The sequence below is a fragment of the Mesorhizobium sp. B2-3-10 genome, assembly GCF_006442275.1.
GTDB lineage: Bacteria > Pseudomonadota > Alphaproteobacteria > Rhizobiales > Rhizobiaceae > Mesorhizobium > Mesorhizobium australicum.
In genome coordinates, this window is sequence record NZ_VFVT01000008.1 from 266,658 (window position 1) to 292,929 (window position 26,272).

37 protein-coding genes, 1 tRNA gene, 2 pseudogenes and 1 riboswitch are annotated in these 26,272 nt (G+C 63.1%); of the genes and pseudogenes, 23 read left to right on the forward strand and 17 right to left on the reverse strand.

The window, feature by feature from the left end; all coding sequences use genetic code 11:
- Positions 1 to 63 precede the first annotated feature (63 nt).
- The 3 genes from FJ943_RS23715 (at position 64) to FJ943_RS23725 (ending at position 3,888) form a co-directional block, all read left to right on the forward strand.
- On the forward strand, positions 64 to 681 hold the full coding sequence (locus FJ943_RS23715; protein ID WP_140725393.1) for a C39 family peptidase: 618 nt from the start codon (positions 64 to 66) through the stop codon (positions 679 to 681).
- A gap of 22 nt (positions 682 to 703) precedes the next feature.
- On the forward strand, positions 704 to 1,783 hold the full coding sequence (locus FJ943_RS23720) for a D-alanine--D-alanine ligase family protein (protein ID WP_140725396.1): 1,080 nt from the start codon (positions 704 to 706) through the stop codon (positions 1,781 to 1,783).
- Between the two features lie 122 nt (positions 1,784 to 1,905).
- Positions 1,906 to 3,888 carry an AI-2E family transporter gene (locus FJ943_RS23725; RefSeq protein WP_140725397.1) on the forward strand — a complete coding sequence of 661 codons (1,983 nt, stop codon included), beginning with the start codon at positions 1,906 to 1,908 and terminating at the stop codon, positions 3,886 to 3,888.
- A gap of 320 nt (positions 3,889 to 4,208) precedes the next feature.
- On the opposite strand, the gene FJ943_RS23730 is transcribed toward FJ943_RS23725, so the two are convergent.
- Positions 4,209 to 4,517 carry a hypothetical protein gene (locus FJ943_RS23730; protein ID WP_140725400.1) on the reverse strand — a complete coding sequence of 103 codons (309 nt, stop codon included), beginning with the start codon at positions 4,515 to 4,517 and terminating at the stop codon, positions 4,209 to 4,211.
- A 264-nt stretch (positions 4,518 to 4,781) separates the two neighbouring features.
- Here FJ943_RS23730 and FJ943_RS23735 point away from each other — a divergent pair, with 264 nt between their 5' ends.
- Together FJ943_RS23735 and FJ943_RS23740 are read left to right on the forward strand one after the other, a co-directional pair.
- Positions 4,782 to 5,024 carry a hypothetical protein gene (locus FJ943_RS23735; protein ID WP_015317026.1) on the forward strand — a complete coding sequence of 81 codons (243 nt, stop codon included), beginning with the start codon at positions 4,782 to 4,784 and terminating at the stop codon, positions 5,022 to 5,024.
- Between the two features lie 93 nt (positions 5,025 to 5,117).
- The gene (locus FJ943_RS23740) at positions 5,118 to 6,194 is read left to right on the forward strand and encodes a PAS domain S-box protein (RefSeq protein WP_041163410.1); all 1,077 of its coding nucleotides are present in this window, start codon (positions 5,118 to 5,120) and stop codon (positions 6,192 to 6,194) included.
- Between the two features lie 27 nt (positions 6,195 to 6,221).
- Here the strand turns inward: FJ943_RS23740 and FJ943_RS23745 are convergent, their stop codons facing one another.
- The 7 genes from FJ943_RS23745 to FJ943_RS23775 form a co-directional block, all read right to left on the reverse strand.
- Positions 6,222 to 6,488, reverse strand: coding sequence for a DUF982 domain-containing protein (locus tag FJ943_RS23745; RefSeq protein WP_140725403.1), 267 nt, complete (start codon positions 6,486 to 6,488; stop codon positions 6,222 to 6,224).
- A gap of 110 nt (positions 6,489 to 6,598) precedes the next feature.
- On the reverse strand, positions 6,599 to 6,805 hold the full coding sequence (locus FJ943_RS23750; RefSeq protein WP_015317029.1) for a hypothetical protein: 207 nt from the start codon (positions 6,803 to 6,805) through the stop codon (positions 6,599 to 6,601).
- Positions 6,806 to 6,948: 143 nt separating this feature from the next.
- Positions 6,949 to 7,239 (reverse strand): hypothetical protein, encoded by a 291-nt coding sequence (locus FJ943_RS23755; RefSeq protein WP_140725405.1) that lies wholly within the window; start codon positions 7,237 to 7,239, stop codon positions 6,949 to 6,951.
- A 209-nt stretch (positions 7,240 to 7,448) separates the two neighbouring features.
- A complete protein-coding gene (locus FJ943_RS23760; protein WP_140716216.1) occupies positions 7,449 to 7,694 on the reverse strand; it encodes a hypothetical protein in 246 nt (81 codons plus the stop codon).
- 203 nt (positions 7,695 to 7,897) lie between these two features.
- A tRNA-Gln gene (locus FJ943_RS23765) sits at positions 7,898 to 7,971 on the reverse strand.
- A gap of 35 nt (positions 7,972 to 8,006) precedes the next feature.
- Complete coding sequence (locus tag FJ943_RS23770; protein ID WP_140618060.1) at positions 8,007 to 8,303, reverse strand: hypothetical protein; 297 nt, start codon at positions 8,301 to 8,303, stop codon at positions 8,007 to 8,009.
- Between the two features lie 384 nt (positions 8,304 to 8,687).
- Complete coding sequence (locus FJ943_RS23775) at positions 8,688 to 9,596, reverse strand: alpha/beta hydrolase (RefSeq protein WP_140725408.1); 909 nt, start codon at positions 9,594 to 9,596, stop codon at positions 8,688 to 8,690.
- Between the two features lie 269 nt (positions 9,597 to 9,865).
- Here FJ943_RS23775 and FJ943_RS23780 point away from each other — a divergent pair, with 269 nt between their 5' ends.
- A complete protein-coding gene (locus FJ943_RS23780) occupies positions 9,866 to 10,162 on the forward strand; it encodes a hypothetical protein (RefSeq protein ID WP_140725411.1) in 297 nt (98 codons plus the stop codon).
- 92 nt (positions 10,163 to 10,254) lie between these two features.
- Complete coding sequence (locus FJ943_RS30185) at positions 10,255 to 10,389, forward strand: hypothetical protein (protein ID WP_015317035.1); 135 nt, start codon at positions 10,255 to 10,257, stop codon at positions 10,387 to 10,389.
- A gap of 67 nt (positions 10,390 to 10,456) precedes the next feature.
- Here the strand turns inward: FJ943_RS30185 and FJ943_RS23785 are convergent, their stop codons facing one another.
- The 4 genes from FJ943_RS23785 to FJ943_RS23800 all read right to left on the reverse strand — a co-directional run bounded on the left by FJ943_RS23785 (position 10,457) and on the right by FJ943_RS23800 (position 11,945).
- A complete protein-coding gene (locus FJ943_RS23785) occupies positions 10,457 to 10,702 on the reverse strand; it encodes a DUF982 domain-containing protein (protein ID WP_140716210.1) in 246 nt (81 codons plus the stop codon).
- A 23-nt stretch (positions 10,703 to 10,725) separates the two neighbouring features.
- Complete coding sequence (locus tag FJ943_RS23790; protein WP_015317037.1) at positions 10,726 to 10,962, reverse strand: DUF982 domain-containing protein; 237 nt, start codon at positions 10,960 to 10,962, stop codon at positions 10,726 to 10,728.
- 112 nt (positions 10,963 to 11,074) lie between these two features.
- Positions 11,075 to 11,518 carry a GFA family protein gene (locus FJ943_RS23795; RefSeq protein ID WP_140725414.1) on the reverse strand — a complete coding sequence of 148 codons (444 nt, stop codon included), beginning with the start codon at positions 11,516 to 11,518 and terminating at the stop codon, positions 11,075 to 11,077.
- A gap of 247 nt (positions 11,519 to 11,765) precedes the next feature.
- The gene (locus FJ943_RS23800; RefSeq protein WP_015317039.1) at positions 11,766 to 11,945 is read right to left on the reverse strand and encodes a DUF3606 domain-containing protein; all 180 of its coding nucleotides are present in this window, start codon (positions 11,943 to 11,945) and stop codon (positions 11,766 to 11,768) included.
- 606 nt (positions 11,946 to 12,551) lie between these two features.
- Here FJ943_RS23800 and FJ943_RS23805 point away from each other — a divergent pair.
- Complete coding sequence (locus FJ943_RS23805; protein WP_140620672.1) at positions 12,552 to 12,980, forward strand: DoxX family protein; 429 nt, start codon at positions 12,552 to 12,554, stop codon at positions 12,978 to 12,980.
- Between the two features lie 48 nt (positions 12,981 to 13,028).
- On the opposite strand, the gene FJ943_RS23810 is transcribed toward FJ943_RS23805, so the two are convergent.
- The 3 genes from FJ943_RS23810 to FJ943_RS29715 all read right to left on the reverse strand — a co-directional run bounded on the left by FJ943_RS23810 (position 13,029) and on the right by FJ943_RS29715 (position 14,008).
- Entirely contained in the window at positions 13,029 to 13,334 is a 306-nt protein-coding gene (locus tag FJ943_RS23810) for a hypothetical protein (protein ID WP_015317041.1), read from the reverse strand.
- 98 nt (positions 13,335 to 13,432) lie between these two features.
- A complete protein-coding gene (locus FJ943_RS23815; RefSeq protein ID WP_015317042.1) occupies positions 13,433 to 13,702 on the reverse strand; it encodes a hypothetical protein in 270 nt (89 codons plus the stop codon).
- A gap of 135 nt (positions 13,703 to 13,837) precedes the next feature.
- Complete coding sequence (locus FJ943_RS29715) at positions 13,838 to 14,008, reverse strand: hypothetical protein (RefSeq protein WP_181174615.1); 171 nt, start codon at positions 14,006 to 14,008, stop codon at positions 13,838 to 13,840.
- On the opposite strand from FJ943_RS29715, the gene FJ943_RS23820 reads away from it, so the two are divergent.
- Both FJ943_RS23820 and FJ943_RS23825 read left to right on the forward strand, forming a co-directional pair.
- Positions 14,007 to 14,384 (forward strand): hypothetical protein, encoded by a 378-nt coding sequence (locus tag FJ943_RS23820; RefSeq protein WP_140725417.1) that lies wholly within the window; start codon positions 14,007 to 14,009, stop codon positions 14,382 to 14,384. The two genes, FJ943_RS29715 and FJ943_RS23820, sit on opposite strands and share 2 nt — an antisense overlap.
- Positions 14,374 to 14,703, forward strand: a complete 330-nt coding sequence (locus FJ943_RS23825) for a hypothetical protein (protein WP_140725420.1) — start codon at positions 14,374 to 14,376, stop codon at positions 14,701 to 14,703. The genes FJ943_RS23820 and FJ943_RS23825 overlap by 11 nt, the downstream gene beginning before the upstream one ends.
- A gap of 158 nt (positions 14,704 to 14,861) precedes the next feature.
- Here FJ943_RS23825 and FJ943_RS23830 read toward each other — a convergent pair whose 3' ends face one another.
- On the reverse strand, positions 14,862 to 15,569 hold the full coding sequence (locus FJ943_RS23830; RefSeq protein ID WP_140725422.1) for a hypothetical protein: 708 nt from the start codon (positions 15,567 to 15,569) through the stop codon (positions 14,862 to 14,864).
- A 198-nt stretch (positions 15,570 to 15,767) separates the two neighbouring features.
- Between FJ943_RS23830 and FJ943_RS23835 the strand changes: the two genes are divergently transcribed.
- The 4 genes from FJ943_RS23835 (at position 15,768) to FJ943_RS23845 (ending at position 19,392) form a co-directional block, all read left to right on the forward strand.
- The gene (locus tag FJ943_RS23835; protein WP_246671929.1) at positions 15,768 to 17,315 is read left to right on the forward strand and encodes a glycosyltransferase family 39 protein; all 1,548 of its coding nucleotides are present in this window, start codon (positions 15,768 to 15,770) and stop codon (positions 17,313 to 17,315) included.
- Positions 17,316 to 17,482: 167 nt separating this feature from the next.
- Positions 17,483 to 18,001, forward strand: coding sequence for a peptide-methionine (S)-S-oxide reductase MsrA (gene msrA, locus FJ943_RS23840; protein ID WP_140620653.1), 519 nt, complete (start codon positions 17,483 to 17,485; stop codon positions 17,999 to 18,001).
- A gap of 150 nt (positions 18,002 to 18,151) precedes the next feature.
- Positions 18,152 to 18,241 carry a putative RiPP precursor gene (locus FJ943_RS29835; protein WP_210161496.1) on the forward strand — a complete coding sequence of 30 codons (90 nt, stop codon included), beginning with the start codon at positions 18,152 to 18,154 and terminating at the stop codon, positions 18,239 to 18,241.
- 98 nt (positions 18,242 to 18,339) lie between these two features.
- The gene (locus tag FJ943_RS23845) at positions 18,340 to 19,392 is read left to right on the forward strand and encodes a formyltransferase family protein (RefSeq protein WP_140725428.1); all 1,053 of its coding nucleotides are present in this window, start codon (positions 18,340 to 18,342) and stop codon (positions 19,390 to 19,392) included.
- 58 nt (positions 19,393 to 19,450) lie between these two features.
- Here the strand turns inward: FJ943_RS23845 and FJ943_RS23850 are convergent, their stop codons facing one another.
- A complete protein-coding gene (locus FJ943_RS23850) occupies positions 19,451 to 19,756 on the reverse strand; it encodes a hypothetical protein (protein ID WP_140725431.1) in 306 nt (101 codons plus the stop codon).
- A gap of 275 nt (positions 19,757 to 20,031) precedes the next feature.
- Positions 20,032 to 20,145: riboswitch (TPP riboswitch) on the forward strand.
- Between FJ943_RS23850 and FJ943_RS23855 the strand changes: the two genes are divergently transcribed.
- The 9 genes and pseudogenes from FJ943_RS23855 to FJ943_RS30270 all read left to right on the forward strand — a co-directional run.
- The gene (locus FJ943_RS23855) at positions 20,136 to 20,744 is read left to right on the forward strand and encodes a YkoF family thiamine/hydroxymethylpyrimidine-binding protein (RefSeq protein ID WP_140725434.1); all 609 of its coding nucleotides are present in this window, start codon (positions 20,136 to 20,138) and stop codon (positions 20,742 to 20,744) included. Its footprint overlaps the riboswitch before it by 10 nt.
- Positions 20,707 to 21,570: an ABC transporter permease gene (locus FJ943_RS23860; protein WP_181174616.1), complete on the forward strand. Its 864-nt coding sequence runs from the start codon at positions 20,707 to 20,709 to the stop codon at positions 21,568 to 21,570. The genes FJ943_RS23855 and FJ943_RS23860 overlap by 38 nt, the downstream gene beginning before the upstream one ends.
- Positions 21,567 to 22,334, forward strand: a complete 768-nt coding sequence (locus FJ943_RS23865) for an ABC transporter ATP-binding protein (RefSeq protein WP_140718382.1) — start codon at positions 21,567 to 21,569, stop codon at positions 22,332 to 22,334. Before FJ943_RS23860 ends, FJ943_RS23865 begins: the two co-directional genes overlap by 4 nt.
- Positions 22,327 to 23,343, forward strand: a complete 1,017-nt coding sequence (locus FJ943_RS23870; RefSeq protein ID WP_140725437.1) for an ABC transporter substrate-binding protein — start codon at positions 22,327 to 22,329, stop codon at positions 23,341 to 23,343. Before FJ943_RS23865 ends, FJ943_RS23870 begins: the two co-directional genes overlap by 8 nt.
- A 259-nt stretch (positions 23,344 to 23,602) precedes the next feature.
- A complete protein-coding gene (locus FJ943_RS23875) occupies positions 23,603 to 24,241 on the forward strand; it encodes an isoprenylcysteine carboxylmethyltransferase family protein (protein WP_140725439.1) in 639 nt (212 codons plus the stop codon).
- A gap of 405 nt (positions 24,242 to 24,646) precedes the next feature.
- Positions 24,647 to 25,291: a hypothetical protein gene (locus FJ943_RS23880; RefSeq protein ID WP_140725442.1), complete on the forward strand. Its 645-nt coding sequence runs from the start codon at positions 24,647 to 24,649 to the stop codon at positions 25,289 to 25,291.
- Between the two features lie 230 nt (positions 25,292 to 25,521).
- Entirely contained in the window at positions 25,522 to 25,686 is a 165-nt protein-coding gene (locus FJ943_RS23885) for a DUF3309 family protein (RefSeq protein WP_023769518.1), read from the forward strand.
- A 140-nt stretch (positions 25,687 to 25,826) separates the two neighbouring features.
- Positions 25,827 to 26,086, forward strand: a pseudogene (locus FJ943_RS30265) (hypothetical protein); the annotation flags it as partial.
- Between the two features lie 46 nt (positions 26,087 to 26,132).
- A pseudogene (locus FJ943_RS30270) lies at positions 26,133 to 26,249 on the forward strand (spermidine/putrescine ABC transporter ATP-binding protein); the annotation flags it as partial.
- Positions 26,250 to 26,272 lie beyond the last annotated feature (23 nt).

Consider the following 26,272-nt stretch of genomic DNA (forward strand, 5'->3'; position numbering starts at 1 on the left):
GTCCGAGCGGCTTTTCTCCAATCTTGTATGCTCGTATACGAGTTGAAGACCCGGGGAGTTCGCATGAGTCCATTGCCTGAAACCGTGCCGTTTTTCAGTCAGTGGGAGACGCCTGACATGACGCTGGCAGTGCTCGCCGACGGCGCCGAAGCCGCGTTGCGGCGGGATCCGCTATGGCAGGGATCAGGCGCTGCCACGCTCGATGAATACACGGCCTGGGCCGCCAATGTCTGCGGCATGGCGTGTCTCAAGATGATCCTGGCGACGCGCGGCGAGATCGTGCCGACGATCGAACTGGCCAGGCGATGCACTCCATATGGCGGCTATGTCGTCAATGAAGGCTCGATCAAGGGGCTGATCTATGCGCCCTTCGTCACCTTCGTGAAGGCGGAATTCGGCCTCGATGCCGAGGTGATGACCGATGTCGCGACGGCGGACATTCCGTCGATCCTCGGCCGGTCGCGGTTCTTCATCGCTTCGGTCAGCAGTTCGATCCGCTGGCCCGAGCGCGAGCCGCCATCGAAGGGCGGACATTTGGTTCTGGTCACCGCCGCCTCGGATGAAGGGTTCCGCTTTCACAACCCATCCGGCCATACCAGTGCCACACAGGTCAACGCAGTGTTGGCGCCAGCCGCTTTCGACCGCTTCTTTGCCAATCGCGGCATTGCCGTCGCCACTTGATTTTGACAGTTGAGGGATTTCGATGACCGGAAAGATCAGGGTTGCGATCCTCTATGGCGGGCGCTCGGCCGAGCATGACGTGTCGCGGCTTTCGGCCGCCAATGTGCTGAAGGCGATCGACCGGACGCGCTACGAGGTGGTGCCGATCGCCATTTCCAGGGAGGGCAGATGGCTGCTGCAGCCGGCGTCCGAGGCCATCGGCGAAGGGGCGGGAGCTCCAGTGTCGCAGGATGGCGTGGAGATAGCCCTGCTGCCCGGCGGCAAGGGCCGGCTGATCTCAGCGTCGCCTATGGGAACGCGGGCTGACCTGGCGCCGGTCGATGTCGTCTTCCCCGTGCTGCACGGTCCTTTTGGGGAGGACGGCTCGGTGCAGGGCTATGCGGAGGTTGCCGACGTCGCCTATGTCGGCTGCGGCATCCTGGCCTCGGCCGCGGCCATGGACAAGGATGTCGCCAAGCGGCTCATGCACGGAGCCGGGCTTGCCGTCGCCCGCTCGGTCACCGTCCATCGTAACGACGTCGGTTCCTTCCAGGAGATCGCCGGGGCGCTGGGGCTGCCATTCTTCGCCAAGCCGGCGCGCCAGGGCTCGTCGTTCGGAGTGAGCAAGGTGAACGACAGGGATGGTTTCGACCAGGCTGTCGAAACGGCTTTCCGCTATGACGGCAAGGCGTTGATCGAGGAGTTCGTCGACGGCCGCGAGATCGAGTGCTCGGTGCTGCAACGGGCCGACGGCTCGCTCACGGTGTCGCTGCCCGGCGAGATCATCCCGGCCGGCAAGCACGGCTTCTACACCTATGAGGCCAAATATCTCGACGCCGACGGCGCGGTGGTCAAAGTGCCCGCCGATGTGCCGGCAGCGGTGATCGACCGGGCGAGGGAAATGGCTGGGCAAGCCTTCAAGGCACTCGGCTGCGAGGCGATGGCGCGCGTCGACTTCTTCCTGCGCGCCGACGGCTCCCTGCTGGTCAACGAGGTCAACACGCTGCCCGGTTTCACCGACATATCGATGTACGCCAAGGCGCTGGCCGCGATCGGCATCGGCTACAGCGAGGTCATCGATATCTTGATCGAGCATGCGCTGGCGCGGCACGGCGCGCGCTGATCCGAGTCAGCGGCCGCCGCATCGGACAAACCGCCCTTTGGACGGCGTGTCTTTCCACCTCTGGCTAATGTTGCTGGCCGGCTCTATATCCCCGATCATGGGGCTGGCAGGGGAGGCACGGAATGGCGGCCAATCGTCGAAACGGAATGGCGTCGCCCGCGCGTGGCTTGGAGGATATTCTTTCGCCCGCCGCCCCGCACCCCCGAACGTCGTTGCCCAATGTAGCCACCATCGTCACCACGGTGGCGGCGCTGTATTTCGGGCGTGAGGTTTTCCTGCCGATAGCGATCGCGCTGTTGCTGACTTTCGCGCTCGCCCCCCTTGTGTCCGCGCTCAAACGGGCCGGTGTTCCCCGGATTGCCGCCGTCATCGTCAGCGTATTGGGGGCTTTCGCCGCACTTGCCCTGTTCAGCTTCATCGTCGCCACGCAGGTCAGCGAACTGGCGCAAAACATCCCGGTCTACCAGGCCAACATCCTGACCAAGGTCCGATCGCTCAAGGAGACTGGCGTTGGGGGGGGGATCATTGCCAGGTTGAGCAAGGTGGTCGAACGTGTCGGCCAGGAGATCGACAGGCAGGAGACGCCGCCGCCGGCCGCCACCCTGGAAAAGCCGCGTGAACCGGTGCCGGTCGAGATCGTCTCGCGCGAAAGACCCTTGGAGGTTCTGCAGAACATAGTCGGGCCGCTGATCAGCCCGCTCGGATCGGCCGGGCTGATCATCGTCGTCGTCATCTTCATGCTGCTGGAGCGGGAGGATTTGCGCGACCGCTTCATCCGCCTTGTCGGGTATGGGGACCTTCACCGTACCACCGAGGCGCTTCAGGATGCCGGCAAGCGTGTTGGCCGGTACCTGCTGATGCAATTGGTCGTCAACATCGTGTATGCCGTACCAATCGCGGCCGGCCTGTGGGTCCTGGGCATTCCGAATGCCTTGCTGTGGGGGTTGCTGGCACTTGGCCTGCGTTTCGTTCCCTATATCGGCCCGGCCATCGGCATGCTGCTGCCGCTGTTCCTGGCGCTGGCCGTGGCGCCAGGCTGGTCGCTCGTGCTGTGGACAGCCGCCCTGTTCGTGGTGATGGAACTGATCACCGGCAATGTCGTGGAACCTTGGCTTTATGGCTCGCGAACCGGGCTGTCATCGCTGGCCATCATCGTTGCGGCTATCTTCTGGACGTGGCTCTGGGGCCCGCTCGGGCTGGTTTTGTCAACACCGCTCACCGTGTGTCTGGTGGTGCTGGGCAGGCACGTGCCGCAGTTTGAGTTCCTCGATGTCCTGTTTGGCAACGAGCCCGTGCTCGAACCCCACGCACGCCTCTACCAGCGTCTGCTGGCCGGTGACCCTGACGAAGCCACGGATCACGCCGAGGAGATGCTGGAAGAGAAATATCTGGTCGAGTTCTACGACAAGGTGGCCATTCCCGCCCTGCTGCTGGGCGAGCAGGACCGTGCGCGCGGTGTCATGGGCGACCAGCAAAGGCGTCAGGTGGCCGAGAGCGCCCTGGTGATGGTGGCAAACCTCGACGACAGTGCGCATGAGGAAGCAGAGGAAGAGGATGGCCCGCCGGCGGCCGAAGAGGAGCCGGATGACAAGGATCGGTCCGGCGAAGACGAGACCGAACTGCCCGACGGCACGGATCTGTCGGTGCTTTGCACAGGCGGGCGCGGTGAACTGGACGATGCCGCCGCGGCGATGCTGGCACAGGTGCTGGAAGTCCAGGGCACGACGGTGTCGAAGGCCGGCTTTGCCGATATGGAACCCGCCAACATCCGCCGTCTCGAGCTCGAAGGCATCGATACCGTGGTAGTCGGCTTCCTGAACCGGGATTCCGTCAAGCATGCCCGGTTTCTGGTTCGCCGGCTGAAGCGGGCGAAAGCGGCGTTGAGGGTGGGAATCGTGTTCTGGTCGCAGGGCCCCAATGAGGACAAGGAAGCGGCCGCGAAGCTCGCCCGTGACATCAACGCGGATTTCGTGGCGCATGGCATGGTGGACGCAGTGGTCGGCGCGCTGTCGAACGAGCCGCCAATTGCCCTCAAGCTCGTCGCCAAACGCCGGATGCGGCGACAGCGCGCCACCTCCCAAAAGGCCTCGGCGGCCTCGACCTAGCCGTGGGTGCCGGTTGATCTCCGAGACTGGGTCGATCTCGGTCGTTCACATATTGGAAGCGACATCGCGGGAGGAGGGCGACCTTGGCTTGTGTACCGGCCTCACCGTCGCGGCCTGGCGGGGGACGCGGGACACGGGTTTGACTGGATTTCCAGCGGATGACTTTTGCGCCTTGCGGCGCTGGAGCCAGCTCGACGACAGTTCGGCAAGCAGACTGCGCAGGGCCTTCACGACATCCTCCTCTGCTGGACGATGCGGTAATCTCCGAAGGCCGGACTGGTTCCATGGCGCATGGAGCCGTCGCACCTTGGCGCTTCTGGTTATTGCATCGAGCCTGATCGATGCAGACCGAGAGGGATCATCGAGCTCTCATCACGGTTCTCGACGAATCCGGTTCCAGGCGGGGCCAATCCGTTGCCCAAAGCGTCGAATTCGATCGCAGCGCCAACCAGTTGTGCAGCCTGCAGGACCAGATGTTCAATGTCCTCGAGGGCGACGTTCTCGGCCAGGTTCCTGACCCTGATCCTTTCCGCCACCACCGACACGTTGATGATACCCGCGGTCTTGAACGCTGCGCGGACGCTCGCATAGACGTCTTCACGCAGTCGCGTGGAATAATCGTATCGCATTGAAACCTCCCAAAGCGAGTTGGTTTCCTCAAGCTGGCAGGATGCGCCCCATGGCGGCGCATGGCAAGTTAAAAGTGAAAAAGAATTAATAAAATCAGCTAGTTAGCATAGTTACACGAATGGGCAACCTGCGTTGGATGATCATCTTTGGTACGACGCTGCATTCACCCACTGACCGCGCTTGACGCAGGATGCCGAAATTCCTAACTGTAAGTAGAATGAGACGGTTACTAACTCGCCTGATCTTTGCGCTTGGAGGCGCACATGGCTGACCTGGAACGCCCGGAACGACTGCAGATCATGTTGACCCAGGATGAACTGGCCGCACTGGAAAACTGGCGTTTCGACAAACGCATGCCCAGCCGCTCGGCGGCGGTACGCGAATTGCTGCGCCGTGGCCTTGCCTCCGATGGCTTCCTGACGGCCGAGGTGGGCGCCAAGTCGCAGGAATTCGGCGTGCTCCTGCCCAATGGCGACGGCAAGGCCCCGCCGGAACAGGCGGAGTAAAACTTTCGCGGTAAGCCTTCCATTCTCGCGCCGGCGATTGCCTTGATCCGTTTGCGCCTTATCTGATCGGGAAAGATGCAATTGCGGGTGGCGATGAACGACATCGATGGCAGCGACAGACAGGGGGCGACTGCCGACGCCCGGCTCGCGGCAATTGTCGATTCCTCCTTCGATGCCATCATCAGCAAGGACCTGAACAGCGTCATCCAAAGCTGGAACCAGGCGGCGGAGCGCATGTTCGGCTACACCGCCGAGGAGGCGATCGGCCAATCCGTCCTCATGCTCATTCCCGATCACCTCAAGAGCGAGGAGACCGAGATCATCAGCAAGATTCGCAGCGGCGACCGCGTGGCGAGCTATGAGACGACGCGCAAGCGCAAGGACGGAGCGCTGATTTCGGTCTCACTGACGATTTCGCCGATCAAGAACGGCGATGGCGAAATCATCGGCGCCTCGAAAATCGCCCGCGATATTTCCGCCGCCAAGGAGAGCGAGCGCCGGATCAGGCTGCTGATGCGGGAGGTCAACCATCGGGTCAAGAACCAGTTCGCGGTCATCCTGTCGATGGTCAGGGAGACCAGCAAGCGCTCGAATGGTCCGGGCGAGTTCGAGGAATTGATCCGCGCCCGCATCATGGCACTGTCGCGGTCGCACGATCTGCTCGTCACCTCGGAGTGGGCGGGGGCGAGCCTGTTCGACCTTATCCAGGAACATCTCAAGCCCTTCGGCCTCGAGGAGCAGATCCTGCTCTCCGGCCCGGTCCTGACGCTGCAGTCGAACGCGGTGCAGAACCTCGGCATGGCCTTTCACGAACTGGGCACCAACTCATCAAAGTATGGCGCGCTGGGCAGCGAAGGCGGCCGGGTCGAGATTACCTGGACCATCGGCTCCGGAGCGCATGCTCCGGGCTCCGCGGGCGAACGAGAATTCCAGCTGACCTGGGAGGAAAACTGCGAACCGCATCCCGGCGACCGGCGCGATCAGACCACGCGCAAGGGGTTCGGCACTGTCGTGCTGCAGCGTGTGGCGCCGCAGTCGCTCGGTGGCTCCGCCATTCTGGAGCGGTCGCCCGGCCATCTCAAATGGCAGCTGAGCGCGCCGCTGGCCTCCATCATCGTGGCGCAGGCCGGCAGCGAGGCCGATGGTGTTTCGCCGGGTTTCGGCATCTAGGGCGATCCGCCGGTCTGGACACCGCCCCTATTCCCTGTCGGGCTGCACCTGCTCGACCAGGATATGCGCCTCGCGCGCGGCCTCGACAAAGGCCTCCCTGGCGATTTCGGGGGGCAAGTCGCCGCTCAGTGCCCTGCGGCAGGCGCGCAGCGCGGACTGATGTTTCAGGCTGCCGGCATCGCGCCAATGTGTCGTCAGGAGTTCGATCGCCTGTTGTGTGTTGGACAGGTTGCGGATGCCTCCGGCAACGCCTACGGAAACGACGACGGGCTTGGAGAACCGTGCAGTTTGCATTGGAACCTAGACCATGTTTAGCCCGTGGGACGCGTTGGGCGGCATGAGGTTTCATCGCCGCCGATCACTGTAGCGTGAGGCTTTCCGGGCATCTCCGCGCGAACCAATCCCTAGAGGATGCTGGTCGTCACTTCGACGATGATCGCGGCGCCTTCCAGTCCACCGTTGGGAACGTGCACGACGCGCGAGACCCGCAGATCCTGTGGGTTTCCGTCGACCGACAGGGACACGCTCTCGCCAATGCGCGGCACCGCCTGGAAAGTAACATTGGTGGCGTCAGGCCTGTTGTCGATGGATATGCGGCAATTGACGGTCATGGACTCTCTCCAGTGTCTGGCGGTGCCCCGGGTCGTCAACGCGGGGTCCATGAAATGGTTTCAGGAGGTCCGGCTCAAACACCTGCCGATGTCCGCGGGCGAAGTCATCAACCGCCCGGTAGCCCCGGCGTCCGGCCTCTGATTCAGTCGTCGGCTCTCGGAACGAAATAGTTGGTGGTGACCGCATCGCCGCCGATTCCACGCGTGACTTGAACCGAGGCATAGCCTTCCGGGGCAATCGAGCCGGTCGCCATCCGGTCGACCTGCTTGCACCGGCCGACCATTTCGCCGCTCGGCCAGGGTGCCAATCTGATTTCAAGCGCCGCTTGGCACTGCGCCATCGATGAATAGACGACCGGGCGCGACTCCATGGGCCGACAGAGCGACGCGTTGCACGACAGCATGATCATCACCGCCGCGGTTGCCGGATCCATGAAACTCTCCTGTTGGCCGACAATGAACGTCCAACAGGCCGCAAGGTTTCATGCTGACGGAAGCGACCCCAATCGGTTGGTCCGATTGTCGAGAAGCTCAGGACGTGCGGGAACAGGCCAGGAGCGAGATCTGACGGCGCACTCACGCCTTATCAAAAGCCCGGCGGCTTCGGTCTCCGCGCCTCTGGGCAGCCAGAATTCCGGGAACATCAAAGGCCAAACGAGGACATGGTCCAGGGGTTTTGGTACCCAAGGCGCGGCTTGGCATTCGCTGCGTCGGTCGGGGTCGATGTTGCTGTTCCGGTTGCTGTGCAGTCCAATTTTGCTGCCACCGCCGCCTTGATCGACAGACCGGCGCATGCCTTCGAGGCGGTGACGGTCGCCTTCTTTTCGTGTGCCGCAGCGACATTTGAGCCGGCGAGGACAAGCGCCAGGCAAATGAAAACCATCTTCATTAGATCCCCCTAGTTTAGCTTAAGCTAAATTAAAGTTAACGTAACGTTACCTGGCCGTCAATCGCGACGGAGGTCCAGGGAGGAAGCCACCTTCCTCCTGCCCGGATACCGGCCGGTTCCTGTCCCGGATCACGGCATCATTGATCGGAGAGGATCGGGAGCTACCCGATCTGGTTCCGGCTACTCGTTGGCTTGCAGCTGCCTGGTTCCCGCTCATGGGCTCGAACCACGATTCACGCCTTCAAAGGGCGCTGTCCTACCATTAGACGAAGCGGGAAAGCCGGCACGTTATGGCGCCCAGGCAGCTTGCGGTCAATTCGGGAAATTGTTGACCGGCTCTTCGCAGCGATAGACCGGGCAGTCCCCGTCGCGGGACGGGACATAGGCCGACATCGGCACTTCAGGCCAGTCGCACTCGTTGCCGAACTGCCTGACATAGCGATCGTAGGTGTTGGGGCCAGTGGTCAGCACCACGGCGCGGTGGTTCTGGATCATGGCCCGGATCTGAGCGCAGCCCATGGAGCGGCTGTCGGGCCGGGCGTCGGCCAGACCGGTCGCCGCGAGCACGACGGCCATGGCCATCAACAGGGTCGGAACGCGAGCGGACATGATGGTTTCTCTTCGGTTTGACGGAATTGCGAACGCGGCTAGTCCGGATTCGCCGGGGAATGGCCGCATGCATTGTCGCACATAACCCCCTATCGTGTCCGTTGGTTCCGCGACGGGCCTTGCCGGGCGCGCGTTGGCGCGCCGCGCAACCAAATCAGGCGTCGCGCATTGCTGGGCATGGACGGCAGGAAACCTTACGAAACACCGCAATGGCGGCCCGGAAACGAGGGCCGCGAGGCGATGTGCTGCTCCTTCTGCGGCGGCCGCGACCATCGGTTCGAGGAATGTCCGCGAATGCCCGATCCTTTCCGGCCCGGCGAGCCCGAGGGCGAGGATATAGCGGAGGAACCAGCCGGCTGATCCGAGGTGCCCGGTGGCGGGTGGCTAACCGGCATCCGACTTGAGCCCGCCGAAGAAATCGATCAGCGCACCTGCCGTTTGCGCGGGCGCCTCCTCCGGGAAGAAATGTCCGCCCGAGATCGCGCGGCCGCGCACGTCGTCGGCCCAGTTCCGCCAGAGCGCCAACGGCCCACCTTCGCTGGCATACCATTGGGCGAGCGCGCCTTGCCCGCTCCACAAGGCCAGCACCGGGCAGGCGATGCGCCGGCCGGCGGCTTTGTCCGCCCGGTCGTGATCGCGGTCCAGCGTTGCCGCGGCCCGGTATTCCTCGCAGATCGCGTGGAGGTGGGCGGGGTCGCGCAAGGCTTCGACATAGGCCTGGCGGATGCCGGCCGGAAAGACATCGGGCGACGACCCCCAGCCACCCAACGCATTGTCGACGATGGCGTCGGCGGCGCCCGCCAGGATCTTTTCCGGCAAGGGTTCGGGCTGTGCCAGCAAGGACCACGGCCAGAAGCCGAGGGCCAGCCGGGCGTCGGCCCGGTCCCAGGCGTCGGCCGTGGGGACGATGTCGAGCACGGCGAGTTTTTCGATACGGCCGGGATGGTCGAGCGCCATGCGGTAGGCGACGCGCCCGCCGCGATCATGGCCGGCGACCATGAAGCTGGTAAAGCCGAGCCTGGCCATCATCGCCACCATCTCCGATGCCATGGCCCGCTTGGCATAGGGAGCATGATCGGCGCTCGAGGCCGGGCAGGCGCTGCGCCCATAGCCACGCAGGTCGGCGCAGATGACGGTGAAACGATCGGCAAGCAGCGGCGCAATATCGCGCCACATCAGATGGGTTTGCGGAAAGCCGTGCAGCAAAAGCACCGCCGGTCCGGCACCGGCGCGGCGCACGAAGATGCCGGCGTCCTCGATGTCGACGTCGATAGGCTGGAAATGCTCGAACATGGCTGGCCTCCGGCACAGGCAACGGCTGGAGAACGGGATTGGTTGCGGCGCCTTCGCAAGCGCCGGCTTTTGCGCCGACCACGGCGATCCCGGAGGAACCACGTCCGCCGCCCCACGGGGAGGGCGACGGAAAAGCCGCCCCGGCCGCGACGGACCGGTCCCGCGCATAAGCCTCTTGCCCAATCCCTTGGGCCAACCTTTTGGGCCGGCGGACGTTGTCCCCGTGAACGGAAGGCCGCCGTGGGGCGGCTTCAACGAAGGAGGCCGAGATGAAATCCCTCGTCATTGCGTCATGCGCCGCGATGCTGGCCCTGGCATTGCCGGCAGCGGCACAGGCAGCCCAGCAGTCGCCGAACCAGCAGGCCGACAAATGCCGGGCACAAACGGATCAGGGCGGCAAGCAGCAGCCCGGCAACGGCGACCTGAGCGAGAAGCTCAATGATTGCGGTGGCGTGCTGAAACCGCCGCCTACTGGCGATCAGGGCATGGCCGCGCCGGCGCCCGACGAAGGCAAGACGCCGGTCATCAAGCCGGGCGAAGTGCCGCCCCAGCCGCCAAAGCAGTAGAGATCGTTCGGCAGCATTGTCATGAAGGCGGAGGAACTTCGCGGACCAGGAAACGTTTCTGTGGCAAAACCGGATCTGGAAAGGATGGAGCCGTGAGAGATGTTGCCAGTACCGCCGCGTTGCTTGCCTCTATTGCCATCGTCATCGTCCTGATGCTGACGGCGCCGAAGAGCTTCGGCTTCGAGGCCTCCCACCCGATCGTGGACGGCGATCTGCCAGTGGAATGACCGAAAGCGGTTCCGCAACAAGAAAGCAGGCGAGTTCGCCTGCTTTTCGTTTGCAGGGTGCCTTGGCTTACCTGACCAGAAGGCCCGCGTGATCGCAGAGCGCGGTGAAGGCTTCCTGCGCCTGTGCCGCGCCCTCATTGTTGGCCAGGGCCGACTCGATCTTTTCGCGCGCGGTCTGGTAGAAGGGGCCGCGCCTGGCCTGTGGCCAGTCGATCAGGATTTCACTGGCGTCCTGAAGCGTGGCCACCTCGCGGATCGTCTCCGAGCCATGGGGCTTGACCCGCAGCGGTGTCGACAGCATCAAACCGGCCATTGGTTTCTCCTGCTACTGGGTCCTCATTGCAGGATGCGCGCCTCGCGCGCGGCGTCGATCATCGCCCGCATCGCCTTTTCCGCCGGCGTCCAGCCGTCCAGCGCATCGCGGCAGCTGCGCAGTGCCGCGCGGTATTGGCGGCCTTGTCCGGCCGGCCAGTCGCCAAGGCATTCCAGCCCCTCCCAGGCGCTGCGCACCACGCGCTCCCGCTCGGGGGCGAATTTCAGGCGGATCGGTCGGGGAAACATCTTGTCGTTCAACGGGTCGTCTCCATGATCATGCACATCGGTCGACATGCACCGAGGAAGCGCCGGATAACGTCGACGACAGGGGAGGGTTCCAGGCCCGGACAATCAATTTTTAACCATGCTTTCAGTCGCGCGCGACGGCGTCCGACAAGGGCCTGGGCGCCGGCAGATCGACATCCTGTGCTTGCGGCCGGTCATGTTCGAACTGCTCGGCGTCGGGCAAGGCATGCAGCCAGGTCTCGCGCCGGCCGGTCCACAATTCATATCGGGGTGCCAGATCCGTCGGTGCGACGTCGAGGCTGCCGAGCATCACCTCGGCCTCGTTGTCGTCGACCCAGGCGACGCGGCTGCCGCAGGTCGGGCAAAAGCTGCGTGTGCCGTAGCTGGCGACTTCGCCCGATGTCTCGAATGCATCGCGCGGCCAGATGGCAAAGGCCGAATAAACCGAACCACCCGCCTTGCGGCAATCCTTGCAATGGCAAAGGCCAACCCGCGACGGTTGGCCGTTGACGACGAAATGCACGCCACCGCACAAGCAACTGCCGGTCCTGCGTGTTGTGTCGGACATGGTTGCGCCCTCCGTTTCGCCAGCCTGGCTTTGCCTGCCATAGGGCTGCTCCAGCCACGGCCGGCTCCGTCAGTTTGGCATGCCGCGGGCCGGGCGGGACAGATGCTCGTCTGCCATTTCGTTGGCCAGGATGAGAAACCGAGAAAAAGACATCCTGTTCACCGTACCGCCGAGCCCGGTTGACGCGGCCCGCAGCATTCTTCAACGCCATGCCGGCGAATTGGTTGCCGCCTTGCGGCCGCTACTTCTATCCGCGGGCGGCCATGTGGTTGTCGAGCTTCTTGCGCGAGGGTCCGTAGCGCTTGATGATGGTCTGGGCCTCGCTCTGCGGAATGCCGTATTTGCGCGCGAAGGCCGCGACCTCGTAAGTTTCCTCGCTCGAGACCAGCTTGCGGTCCTGTTTGGTCTTGGATTTGTCGTCAGGCATGTCGGGCCTCACTTTCTGTAAGCCGCATGGTCGCGCGGACGCCTATATGTCGCGGTCACACATAACACGGATCGGCGATGCTGGTTCCATCGCGGAGCAATGCCAGTTCAGCCTAGGCCGATGAAGAGGTCGGGTCGGCGCTGTCGGTGTCGCTGCATTGGGCGCAGCGCGCGCTGGCGCCGGGACAGCCGCGGCGATGCGTGCCGGCGGGGCAGCAAAGGCCGCTGGAACTCGTCCAGCGCGGGCATTGGAAAACCTGTCCGGTGCCGCCGCAGCCTTCGCACTCCAGAACCGGTGTCCGGACCAGATAGGACTTCGTCCCCAGCCTGACGCTTGCGCCCAAAACCCACCCACCCATATCGTGCACCAGACATAGCTGTGCATTAGCCCCGGCTAACAATATCACGATCAGGGTTACGGACAAGTTTCAGGATCATTAAGAATTTCTAAAGCTGTGCCTGCCGGTAAGCGGTCTTGCTTCTTCCTTCGAGCGGTGCGCTGCCATAGCATCGGGCGTCAAACCGGAACCGGTGAAAATTTTTGCCCGGCATGTCGGATCGGCACATGGCGGTGCGTCCTTGGGGCTGATGAAGCTGGAGAACAACCATGTCGCCCCAAATCGCACAATCGCCGTGGCAGACCGCGGCCCTTCTCGTCGCCCGCCTGATCTTCGCCGCCGTCTTCCTGATGGCGGTGACCTTCAAGTTCCTGGGCATGGAGGCCACGGCGGGGTATATCGCGGCCGCGGGCTTTCCGTTCCCGCTCTTCCTGGCATGGTGCGCGGCAATCCTGGAGGTTGCCCTGGTGCTGTGTTTCCTCAGCGGCGCCTTCTTCACCCAAGCCGCCCTGGTCGCCGCGGCTTACGTGCTGTTCCTCGCCTTTGCCTTCCACGGACCCAGCCACTGGGCCGGCAACCAGGCCGAGTTCGGCTTCTTCGTCGACCATTTTTCGTTCCTGGCCGGACTGCTGTTCGCGGCGGTCCACGGACCGGGAAGAATTCTGGCGCTGAACCTGGGATGGCCGGGCAGGGCGTAATGAGCATGCCAGGGGCACGGCATGAGGAGCCCGCCAGGGGCAGGAGCCTCACATCTGATCGTTGTAGGGCTCCTTCATCTGGCCGACCATGCGGGCCAGCTTCGAGAAAGACGGCATGTCGGCCTCCGGCTGGCACTGGTTGGCGAGTTCCAGCAGCCGGATCGGAAAATTGACAGCGTCGCGGTTCGACGCCGACATGCCGTCCGATCGCTCCTCGCCGGTTTCCGACGCCTCGGCCTTGCGAAGCGCGATGTCGATCTCCTCCGACGTCAGCACCCCCTTTTTGACCAGGACGTGGTTGATCGAGGCGACGGCCATCAGCAGGCCTTCGAGTTGCAGGTTGGCGACGTTCATGGATTTCTCCCTCCGTTGATCGCAGTGGAACGCATCAGCGGCGTTTCCGATCCGGCCGGCGTGCGGGAACCAGCGCGCCGATCGTGGGCGGTCGGGTGCTACTCCTGCGTCAGGCGCTCGCCATACTCGCGCCAAAGCGCCCTGACTTCCAGGCTGCCGAGGCGTGGGATCGAAGGGTCGCCGCAGTCTATGGCGACGGTGCCGATGTCGTAATTGGGGTAAGCGTTGGCGACGAAGCGGATCGCTTCGCCAAGCGAGTGCACCCGGATGACCGGATCGGCCTGGCCCTGGCCGGTGCTGCGCACACCGGAAACCGTGGCCGGGGCGTGCCGCATCCTGAAGACGGATGCCATGGCTGGTCTGTCCATCGTCCTCTCCCACAAGGCCGTGCGACGGGAATCATTCCATGAGCTGGCGCTGATGATTTCACAGGAGCCGGTTCATGAATAGCCGGATAAATGTCAGCGGCGGGGATCATGCCTCCCGGAAATGTGAATTTTTTCCTATTTGGCATTGACCGGTGAGGGCAGCGATGCTATAAATCCATCCATGGTGCTGATTTGCGCCACCGACCCGCCGCCGAGGCGGGTTTTGTATTTCTGGTCCTTGGTTGGATTGCCTGCCGATGCGGTGGCGCCGTAGAGCGCTGCTTCCGCGAGATGCGAGAATCCCATGCCCCGCTATGCCAGCATCATCACCGGCGATGACGGCCGCGAGATCGTCAGCGCCATCGGCGAATTCGAGGGCGCCGGCCCTGTGGCGCGCCTCGGCCGCGTCGAGGAGGTTCCCGCCGGCGTGCTGATCGGCATGGTGCGCGATGCGGCCGGTGGCTTCTGCTTTCCGCAGGCCGGTATCGGCGCACAGCTCGTAGGTCTCGCAATGGCGCGGCTCAAGGCTGCAAGGCCTGTGGCGAGGCCCGCACAGGCCGCGAAGCCGAAGCGCGGAAAGGCCAGGAAGAAATCCGCCCGCTTGAAAAAGCGGGCCAGGCAGGCGCCGCCGAAGGCCGCCGCCGGTGATGTCAATGTCGGGGCGCGGACCCATGACCGGTGAAACCGGGCCGGCGCGCCGCAAGGCCAGGGCGGCAAGGCGCAAGCCCGCTGCCAGTCCGGTATCCGCCAAGACGCCCCGGCCGAAGCGGACCAAGAAAACATTGGGCGATGATTTCCTCGCCGCCGTGCGGGCCGATTTTCAGGCGCATGGCGCCGGTGTCCTCGCCGAGGTGCGGACCGACAAGCCGGACCAGTATCTGAAGATCGTGCTGTCCGTGCTGCCCAAGGATTTCGGTGTCGCCGTCAACCAATTGGACGTCCTCTCGGATATTCTGTTCGAGGTGATCGTGCGGAAGTTCGGGCCAGCCCCGGAGGACTGACCGCCGGCCTTGCTTTGGGACCGGCACCTGAGGCCTCGATCGAACCAAAAGCCCGCCTTGGCTCACGCCGGGGCGGGCTTTTTTGCGTCTTCGGGCCGCTCATCGTTTCACGGATACGAGGCCCGGCTCCTCTTCGGCGCAAGGTCGGAAAACCGTACTCAGGCCATGATGTTGACGGCGCGGGCCGCGACCAGCGCGATCGTGAGCAGCGAGATCATCGCCTCCGCCATCATCAAAAGCTTGGCGCGCTGGGAAAGGGGCAAGGTGTCGGTTGGTGAAAACGCCGTCGCATTGGTGAAGGCGAGGAAGAAATAATCAACGAAGCCAGGCAGCCAGTCGCGGACCTCGCGATCGTCCAGGGTCATTTGCGGAAACAGAAAATCGGCATGGGCGCGTTTGACCAGTCCGCAGGTCGGCGGCCCGCCGCGGTCGGTGCTCCAGAACCACAAGGCGAAAACGATGATGTTGGTGAGCCAGATATTGAGCGCGTCGACCAGCAGTGTCTGGCCGCTGCTGCCGGCATGTCCCGCCAGCAAAGCGCGCACCAGCAGCACCAGCGAGCCGCAGTTCATGACACTGACGACGCCGGTCATTGCCAGGGCCGTTCTGCGGATCATGACGCGAAAACGGCCGACGAGATACCAGTGCTCTTCCTCGACCGCTTTCTGGGTGGCGACCTGCGTCCAGGCGGTGGCCACGGACAGGGGCACCAGCAGGGCGGCCTCCAGCGCCGGCGCCAGCCAGCGAGGGCCGAACGAAAGATCGTTGATGACCAGAAGCTGCAGGCAGATGATGACGAGGACAGCCGCGCGTGCCAGCCAGAAGTCGAGCGCGCGGTGATGGATGACGGCATGCTGGTGACGCATCGAATGTCCGGGATGCTGAAGTGGGATCAGGTGTGCGGGCTGTTTTGCCCGGGGAGGGCAATAGAATGCCGAGATTCCCGCTCAATCTTGGTATTGCAATGGCACCCAAGTATACTTTTTTGTAAGCTTTGACCTTGGGGCTATTCGGCAAACCGGGCGATGTGATTTAAGCGCGGCATGGCGGGAATTGACGACTCCATGGATCGTTGGGTGCCGGCAGCACTGCCTGCCGTGGGCCTGGACTCGTCATTGGTCTGGTCCGCGCTGCTTCGGCACCCTTGGGGTTTGCTGGCACTTTTGTGCCTGGTGCAGATCCTGTGCTGGACCCTGGTGCCAACACTCATCGATCCCGCACCGCCCGGCGACGTCGTGGAAGGCTTCATGTGGGGCCGCGAATGGGTGCTTTTGACCTACAAGCATCCGCAACTCCCCGGCTGGCTGCTCGAGACCAGTCATCTCCTGACCGGATCGTTCCGCTGGCCGCAATATCTGCTGGCCCAGCTGACGATCTCGGCCACTTTCGTCCTGGTCTGCCTGCTGGCTCGCGACACGCTCGGCCGCGACAAAGCGCTGGCCGCCGTGCTTTTGATGCCGTCGGTCTATTTCTTCGGCTGGCCGACGCCGCAATTCAATCACGACTATGCGCAGATGCCGTTCTGGGCGGCGATCTGCTGGTTGCTGTGGCGCGCCAGCCGCGGCGGCGGGCCGGGCTGGTGGCTGGCGCTCGGATTGGTGTCGGGCGTCGGGCTCTACGCCAAGTTCTCCACCGGCTTGCTGCTTGCCTTCGGCGGCCTCTGGCTGCTGTGCGACCCACGTGCGCGCAGCCGGCTGGCGACACCCTGGCCATGGCTTGGCCTGGCTGTGTTTCTCGCCGTCGCCGCGCCGCTTGCCATCGCACTCTACCGCATCGATTTCCTGCCGTTGACCTATTTCGCCGGCCGCGATGCATGGGTGAGCGAGCATCGGGCGCGGCTCTATTATATCGGCGTCCAGATGGCCGGCCTTTCCGGCTTTCTCCTGGTGTTGGCGCTATCAGGGCTATTGCGGCGCTCACCAGCCCCGCAAGTGCCGGTCGAGCGCGACACGCTCGTCTATCTCTGCTGGATGGGGCTTGGGCCGGCGGCGCTGATCATGGTGGTCTCGTTGTTCACCGGCACCGGGGAAGCCTGGGGCGCGCCGATGTACAATCTTGTCGGCGTCGTCGCGCTCGCCTTTCTCGGTCACCGGCTCGGTGCCGTCGAGATGAGAAGGTTGGCGATCTGCGCCTTCATCTGCATCGTCGCCATGTCGGGCGCCTATGGGGCGATCCGATGGACGGACTGCAATGTGCGTGGACGCATGGACGCCGTCTGCTGGCCGGCGCGGCCGATCTCGGACGAGGCCGAGGCAATCTGGCACGCGGCGGCGCCGGGCCGGCTCGACATCGTCGGTGGCGACACCAATCTTGCCATGCTGGCTGGCCTCAACGCCTATGACAAGCCGTCTATCTTCACCGATCTCGATATGCGGTTTGCACCCTGGATCACGAGGCAGCGGTTGCGCGACCACGGCATGCTGATGGTCTGGTCGGGTCGTCACGTGCCGTCAAGATTTCTGGCGTGGGTGGACAATATCCCGGTCAAGACCGTTCTTTTCAACTGGTCGCGCGAGGCACCGCCGGTGGCGATCAGCTTTGCCGTCATTCCGCCCGGCACGCGATATGTGCCGGCTGCCGCCAGCAGCCGGACCCGGCATCCGCGCAGCTAGGGTGAGCGGCGTCGTGCGATCCCCCTATAATACAACCGGACGGCCGCTCGTCTGACTGGACGAAGCTGGCATCAATGCCCATTTATGCACTATCCAAGTTTGTGCCGCGCAATTCCCGACGGAGAGCCGCTACACTTCCCCGGAATTGCCTTTTGAGGAGACGTGACATGGCGACTTCGAGCGAACGTGCAGTGCTTGCCGGCGGCTGCTTCTGGGGCATGCAGGATTTGATCCGGCGCTTCCCGGGTGTCCTTGCCACGCGTGTCGGCTACAGTGGCGGCGACGTGCCGAACGCCACCTATCGCAATCATGGCACCCATGCCGAAGCCATCGAGATCACCTTCGACCCGGCGAAAATCAGCTTTCGCCAGCTTCTGGAATTCTTCTTCCAGATACATGATCCGACGACGCGCAATCGCCAGGGAAACGATGTCGGCATGAGCTATCGCTCCGCAATCTACTACACCGATGAGGAGCAGAAGCGTGTGGCGGAGGACACCATCGCCGATGTCGACGCCTCCGGCCTGTGGCCCGGCAAGGTCGTCACCGAACTTGCGCCGGCCGGAGCGTTCTGGGAGGCCGAACCCGAGCACCAGGACTATCTCGAGAAATATCCCAACGGCTACACCTGCCATTTCGTCAGACCAGGCTGGAAGCTGCCGGTTCGTGAAAAGGCGGTTTCATAAGGTTCACCAGCCGTTTTGGCAGCAGGTGGGGTATAAACGCCCGTCGATTGCCAAGGATCATACGCATAGGGGCTGTTGGCCGCCGTGGCGGTTGACAGTTCGTTGCGTTGCTGGCCAACTGTGTGGGTTGATCGATCATCGGGGATGAGCATGAAGAAGATCTACGAAAAGCCGGTGTTGGTGAAGCGGGAAAGACTCTCAAGTGTTGCGGCGGGACCGCTTTCTTCCAAGGCAGCCTGACCGGCCAGGCCGGCTTTCGGGCCTGGCCGGCCGAGTTGTAACGGTGATCGAATTGCTGGTGCGGGCAGGCTACGTCTTGCCCCGCTGGGCTTGAGAAGATGATTTCTTCCGAACCCGCGGCCTGCGCCGGGCAACTCAATGCAATTTTCATCCTGGATGTTTCTGCTTATACCGGGCCGCTGCTTTCCGGATGGATCGAGGCGGGAAACCGTGTTGGTGCGATCATCGTGCCTGGTTTTCAACGCCCATCCAGAGGCTTCAGCATTGGCAATTTTCGGCGCAGGCTGAGGCGCCGGCTTTTGCTCAGGCGCCATCTCGGCAACACGCCGGTAAAGCTGATCGAATTCCGCCGGCCTTACGACTGGAACGAGCTTGCCCGGCAATTGCCTGACGTCGCCGCGGATGTGCTGATCTGCTTCGCTTTCCCGACCTTGATCCCGCAGCAGCTGCTCGACCTCTTTCCCAAGGGCGGGCTTAATTTTCATCCGGCGCTGCTGCCCAACTACCGGGGGCCGCATCCTCTCCATCGTCTTGTCGCGGATGGCCAGCATGCCGTCCATGGCGGCGTGACACTGCATAAGATGTCGGCCAATTTCGACGACGGCGACATCCTCGGACAAGTGCCGTTCACCGAAGCAGACTGGGCATCGCGGCGGGATATGGTGGACGGCGTGGCGAGCGCGATGCGCCGGTTGGTGCGTGAGGTGGCGCCAGGCTATTGCAAGAATTTGGTGTCGGGGATGCGGCAGCCAGCCGGTGATTTCGTCTGGGCTCGACTTGAGCGGGACCACATGGCGATTTCGTCCGACATGTCGATCGGGCACGTTGCCCGGATGTGGCACGTATTGGGCGCTAAACCCGGTATCTATCTGGATGTCGCCGGCCGCAAGGTCAGGCTGGCCTTCCAGGTCAGGCGACTGGGTCCGCCAACCGGAAAGGGTCCCCTAAGGCGATGGGGGATGGTGGAGTTCGATCTTGCCAATGGCCGGGTTCGGCACCTCACCTACGGGCGCCTGCTCAAACGGCTGATGAAAATATACGCCTCGTTCCCACGCCCCCGGGCCGGCAAACCGTACGCTGAATTAAGGGTCTTTGGCCGGGTGGGCAGTGAAGCGGCACCACAGCCGCCAGCGAGTAGTCGCGGACACTGAATCCCAATAGTGGGAACCGCGGAAACTGCGTCCGCGGTTCCCATATCGCGATGGCAAACTACTTTCCGCAGTTGTTGTCATTCACGGTGGGCGCGGTGGCGTTGCCGTTGGCGTCCGTCTGTGCACCCTGCGGGTTGGTCGGGCAATTCTTGTCCGCATTGGAATTCATGTCGCCCGGCGTGGTGGTCGTGCTGTTGGTCGCGCCCGGATCGATCGTACTGGGCGCCGGGGTGCTTGGGTCCACAGTGACGGACTTGCCGCTGCCGCCGGACCCATCCGCGCCCGCCGCGCTATTGCTTTGCGCCATGGCGGATGTTGCAACGGCAATGGTGAAGGCCGAAGCCGCGAGGATTTTCATGAACATGATTTGTCTCCATTTTCTGTGAACTCGTCGCCGGGAACGGTGCACGGTTTCGCGGAAATCATGAACCGCTCAATCTCTTGTTTTGACACAATCCCGAACGGAAAATTGGTCCTGGAATCGCGTCCAGCGACTGGTGGGACAACCCCTCGGAATGGCGAAGGTTCCAGACAAATTTCCGCGCCGGCGATGTCCAATTGCCCTGGAGCTCGGGCAATGCTTTAGCGCGGCTTGCCAAAAAAACAGCTTTCCCAACCGTCCGAATGATGCTTTAACGCGCCTATCCACAGGGGTGCTCCGTACGGTCGGGGCTGAGACGGGGGCGGCAAGCCCACAGACCCTAGAAGCTGATCTGGGTAATACCAGCGGAGCGAGGCGGGCGATGTTTTCAGGCGCACAGGTTTCTCTATATCCAATGGCCGACGATTTCGTCGGCATCATTCTGGGCGCGCTCGGCGCGCTCGATCCGTACCGTGACAAGCTCAGGATCGAGACCGACGACATTTCGACCTTGCTGGTCGGGGCGCCCGAGGTGTTATTCCCTGCGCTGCGCGACCTTTTTGTGGCCGCGTCTGGCAGCGGCAGGCATTGCGTGCTGTCAGCCACCATTTCGCGTGGCTGCCCAGGCGAGCCGGATGACCCGATCTGCCGCTCCGACACGTTCGGCGGACCTGCCGGGCCACTCGGCCCGCGCAAGCAAGCCGCCATCACCGCAGTGCGCGGCGCGCCGGCCACTGGCCAGCCGGCGGCGGCGCAGTTCTCGCTCTATGTGATGGGCACTGACGACCACATGGACGAAATCTATGGCTGCATAGATTTCCTGAAGCAGTCCGGCGTCTACGATCGCTCCAAGAATTTCTGCACCAAGCTGCGCGGCGATGCCGGCGCGATCTTCTCCGCCCTCGATGAAGCCTTCTGCCGCTTCGGGCCCGGCGCCGGCCATGTAACCCTCGATGTCACGGTCTCGGCCAACAGTCCCACCGCCGTCTGAACCGCTCGTGGTCTCATCGTCATTCAACCCGCGTAACGTCGCGGGCTTCTCCGCAAAAACAGCGCCGGCCGTGATATCGATCGGTTTGGTGCTCGTGGCCTGGGAACTGTACGCAAACATTTCCGGCATCAAGCCGACGGTTCTGCCGGCGCCCTCGCGCGTCTTCGAACAGGCGATGCTCAATCGGGAAGCCTTGGTCGACAACGCCATTCCCACGGTCCGCGCCACGCTGATCGGTTTTGCCTGTTCGCTCAGTGCCGCCTTCGCCCTGTCGATGCTGGTCGACTTCTTCCAGCCTTTGCGGCGAGCGCTGTTTCCCATCTTCATAGTCAGCCAGACTTTGCCGCTGGTCGCCATCGCGCCATTGGTGGTGCTGTGGTTCGGCTTCGGGCTGGCGCCCAAGATCGTGCTGGTGGCGCTGGTCACCTTCTTCCCGATGCTGGTCGCGCTGGTACAGGGCTACGAGGCTACCGAGGTGGAGATCGGTCAGATGCTGCGTGCCATGGGAGCAGGGCGTTGGCGTGTCTTCATGCTGGCACGATTGCCTTCGGCGCTGCCTTATTTCTTCGCTGGCCTCAGGATATCCATCACCTATGCCGTCGTCGGCGCCATTTTCGCCGAATATGCAGGCGCGGCCAAAGGGCTGGGCATCTACATGCTCAACGCCAAGAACAATTTCCGTCCCGACCTGGTGCTCGCCGCCGTCTGCGTCAGCGCAGCGCTCACCCTTGTCCTGTTCGGGCTGACGATGCTGCTGCAGCGTCTTGCCATGCCCTGGGAACGAGCCGCTGGCAGGCAAGGCGCTGGAAAAGGTCCAGAAGCATGAGCCGGCTCGAATTGCGGCATGTTCGCAAGGCGTTTGGCGGGCTCGATGTGCTCGCCGACATTTCGCTTCGTGTCGATGCCGGCGAATTCGTCTCGATCCTTGGACCTTCGGGAGCCGGCAAGTCGACGCTGTTCCAGCTTCTGACCGGCGCCGAGCATGGCGAGGGTGAGATGTTCTTCGACGGCGTGCCGCTCGACGATCACGGCAGGCATTTCGCCTTCATGCCGCAGCGCGACGCGCTGATGCCGTGGCGGCGCATCCTCGACAACACCACGCTCGGACTCGAGGTGCAAGGCGTCAGCCGCAAGGCGGCACGGAAGCGTGTGGCTCCGCTGATTGCCGAGTTCGGCCTTGCCGGCTTCGAGTGGCACTTTCCAGCGCAGCTCTCGGGCGGCATGCGCCAGCGCACGGCGCTTTTACGTACCGTGGTGCAGGAACGCGATATGTTGCTGCTCGACGAGCCGTTCGGCGCGCTCGACGCACTGACCCGTGCGGCCCTGCAGCGCTGGCTCGAACAGATGTGGCGGCACCACCACTGGACGGCGTTGCTGATCACTCATGACGTGCGCGAAGCCCTGTTCCTGTCCGACCGCATCTATGTGCTGTCCGCGCGGCCTGCCCGGGTCGTGCGCGAGATCAAGGTGCCGCTGCCGCGCCCGCGCGATTCCGCCAGCGCGGCCACGCGGCAGGCCGGGGCACTCGAGGCCGAGATTCTCGACATTTTGCTCAACCCCCAGCCATCCAAAGGACATGACCATGATTGACTTGACGCGCAGGCAAGCCCTGCTGCTCACCCTTGCCGGCAGCGTACCGCTGATCACCGGATCGAGCCGTTCCTTCGCGGCAACGCGGACGGTCACAGTCGCCCTCGACTGGACGGTCAACACCAACCACATCGGCCTGTTCGTCGCCCGCGATAAGGGATTTTATCGGGAAGCCGGCATCGAGGTCGACATCCTGCCGTACAGCGATACCGGTGCCGGCACGCTTGTCGCCAACCATGTCGCCGATTTCGGGATCAACGGCACCATCAGCCTGTTCACCCAGAAGACCGCGGGGGCCGATCTGAAGGGCGTCTATGCCGTCGTGCAGTCCGAGACAGGCCGGCTGGTGTTCAATGCCGCGCGCAGCGACATCAAAAGCCCGAAAGATCTGGATGGCCTGACCTATGGCGGTTTCGGCAGCGCCTGGGAGACCGCGCTGATCTCGACCATCATCCGTCACGACGGCGGCAAGGGCGATTTCGAGACGGTGACGCTGGGCACTTCCGCCTACGAGGCGCTGGCCAACGGTTCGGTCGACTTCACGCTGGAAGTGTCGACCTGGGAGGGCGTCGAAGCCGAACTCAGGGGCGTTAAGCAGCGCAGTTTCGTCTATGCCGACCATGGCGTCCCCGATGAGCACACCACGCTTATCTCTTCGAGCGAAGCGTATCTCCAGGCGAACCCCGAATTGTCGTCATCCTTCATCCAGGCAACGCGGCGCGGTTACCAATTCGCCGTCGATCATCCAGGGGAGGCCGCCACGCTGCTGATAGCCGCCAACAAGGATGCCCTGACGAATCCGGCCTTGGTCCACGCCTCGCTGAAGGCACTGCTCGAGGGCAATTATCTACGCGGGCAAAATGGTGCCATCGGGACGTTGGACCCTGCCAAGATGGAAGCGATCGGCAACTACCTCTTCGCCGCCGGCATTCTGCGCGACACCGACGGTAAGGTTCTGCCGCAGAGCCCGGATTTCGCCAGGTATTTCAGCAACGCATTTCTGGGGTAGCTGGCCAATCCCTTAAGGAGAGGATCAACTCGGGCGAAACCCATTCCTGGCGATCCTCGAAGCGGAGACAATCTGCACGGCCGTGCCTTGTGTCTCGCATGTCTTTCGGCGGCGCCGTCGCCGTTTCTGATGCCGATATGATCTTCTCGGTTAACCGCACAGCAATGGTTGCGTGCAAAGGTCCCTCCGAGGGATCATCGGGGTTCTTGCCTTGCTTGCACCAAAAAGCGAAACGCTTCCGCGCGTCAACCAGGGCGGGATGATATCCGAAGCGCGCAAGCGCGAGACCCTGGCCGACTTGCGCGAAGGCTTCTTTCGCATTTGTGCGCTCGCATGCGCGGGGCTGTTTGTGTACCGGGGCGTGTATCACTTCGTGCAGGATCCCACCCGGTTCAATATCGCGCTGGTGGCGGTTTCCGAGACGCTCACCTTTACCTGGCTGCTGCTATCGCGGCGGCCGGTGACGCGTGACTGGAGCCCGCTTGCGGTAGTCGCTTCGGTGACCGCCAGTTTTGGTGTCGCCTTGATCACCATGGAACCGGGCATCCCCATCATCCCCATCTATGTCGCCGCGCCGCTGCAGTTCCTGGCACTGTGGTTCGTCATCTGGGGAAAGCTGTCGCTGGGTCGTTCCTTTGCCATCCTGCCCGCCAATCGCGGCGTGATGACCGGCGGCGCCTACCGCCTGGTGCGGCATCCGATCTATGCCGGTTACCTTACCGGCCATGTCCTCTACCTGCTGTCGGCGTTTTCCTTCTACAATCTCGCCGTCTATGCGGTTATCACCTATCTGCAGGTGTACCGCATTCTGCGCGAGGAGGCCTTGCTTGCCGCGGAGCCTGAGTACCGCTCTTATATGGAGCGCGTGCGCTATAGGCTGTTTTACCGGATATTCTGAAGGCCAGACTGTCACGCGAGAGTGGCCGGTCCTGTTTGATCCAGGGTTGGCCAACAGGGCTCCTTAGCGTCCAATGGTCCGGAACTGCTCCGCAGGTGAGGTGCTGTATCCTGGCTGTTCGGTAGCAAGCAGCCTGGCACCAAATCATCGGCTCTCCAACAGCTGGCTCTAAATCGTTTTTTCTCGTAAATTCCTCAAAATATAGACATTGCAAACGTCTGCCATTAGATATTTTCTACAGCTATATTATATTTTTATTATCATTACCGCTTTCTTGTTTCGACAGTTAATACCATGTCGCTCACATGTATAGCGTGAATTGAAACTCAAAACTCTCTTCGACGTAGTTGCCATCGCAATCGGCTGCATGCCGACTGCCTAGCGCAACGACAACAGGAGAGTGTTATGGCCTTTACCATCAAGACAGTCGCCAGCGTGTTGGCGGGTAGTGCAATAGTCTTGGTTCTGTCCGTGCCAGCAAACGCAGCAGGTCTTGGCGTCGGTGTCGGCGCCTCGGTTGGCGGTAGCGGCGGTGTCAATGCCGGTGTCGGCGCCTCGGTCGGCGGCGGTGGCGGCATCAATGCCGGCGTCGGTGCCTCGGTCGGCGGCAGCGGTGGCGTCAATGCCGGAGCCGGCGCCAATGTCGGCGGCTCGAGGGGCGTCAGCGCCGGGCTCGGCGCGTCGATCGGCGGCAGCAATGGCGTCAATGCAGGAGCCGGCGCCAATATCGGTGGTTCGGGCGGCATCAACGCCGGGCTCGGTGCCAATGTTGGCGGAACGGGTGGCATCAATGCGGGGCTTGGCGCCAGTGTTGGCGGCGCCGGTGGCATTGGTGTCGGCGCGGGCATCGGCAACGGCACCAATCCCAGCAATCCGTCCAACCCGAGCAACCCATCCAATCCCAATCACCCCAACGTTCCTGGTGTCGTGGCCCAGATGTCAAGCTCGCAGGTGACGCGCATGAAGAAGCGCTGCGTCGATGTCCTCAGCAGCGAAGGGACCTATGACCGCGACTTGCGGCAGCTCTGCCTGCTGATCGCACGCCGCTGAGGTTGAGGGAGGTTGCGGAACCAGCCGTAGGCCTGACCGCACTCTCCTGGCCTCCGGCCGGTTGGAAAGCCCGCCGTCCAGGCGGACTTTCTGCGTTGCGGGCTGTCTGTTCCGTAGTCGCAATAGTCCAGCGGAACGCCAGCCCCTCTAAAACGTTCATACCTTGCGACATCCGAAATGGCGCGATGTTGAACCAGCGCGAAAGCGCGCATTCAGGAGCAGGGAAGGCCATGGGTCTCGGAACGATACTTATCATTATTCTAATCCTCGCGCTGCTCGGCGGCTTCAGCGGTCTGGGCGGTGGCCCGTTCTACGGAACCGGTTACTATGGCGGTGGCGGTCTCGGACTTGTGTTGATCATCGTCATCATCCTTGTCGTCCTGGGACGCATCTAGCCGGCTCCTCTTGTGTCGCCGGCGTCGCGGTCCCGTGAGCGAACCCGCGCCGGCGTGCACTGGAATGTGATGGAAGCAGGCCGGCTTGTGATCATGCGCCCCGCAGGACGGCTGTATGGTGATTGCGGTCCACACCCCCCGTGGAAACAAGAGGAGAGGGTCCCACCCCTTCATCCTCCTCCAAGGCCCGCTCCGGTTCCCGGAGCGGGCTTTCGTTCTTCTGCAAAGCGATTGCCTCCGGTCTTCCCGCCTTCGCCATGGTCTTTTTCTCCCTCATGACCGACCTGCCGCTGACGGGACGCCGTGGGCGTTCACGCTGGGCAATTACGCCGTCTTCTTCTCGCAGAACCTCTATCTGGCGCTGCTGCCGGCTTCGCTCCGCCTCGGCCTCGAGGTGACGACTCGCTGATCGAAGCCGGGCGCTCGCTCCGCCTCGCGGCTGCGCCGGCCAGACGTTGAAGGTCATCGTCCAGAATACTGGCGCCGACAGATTGGTGGAACGTCAGGATGTGGTGCTGCGCTGGTCGCCGGAGAGCACAGTGCTGATTGCGGCGGCGGGCTGATCCTCGTTTCGGCTCTTGCCAGA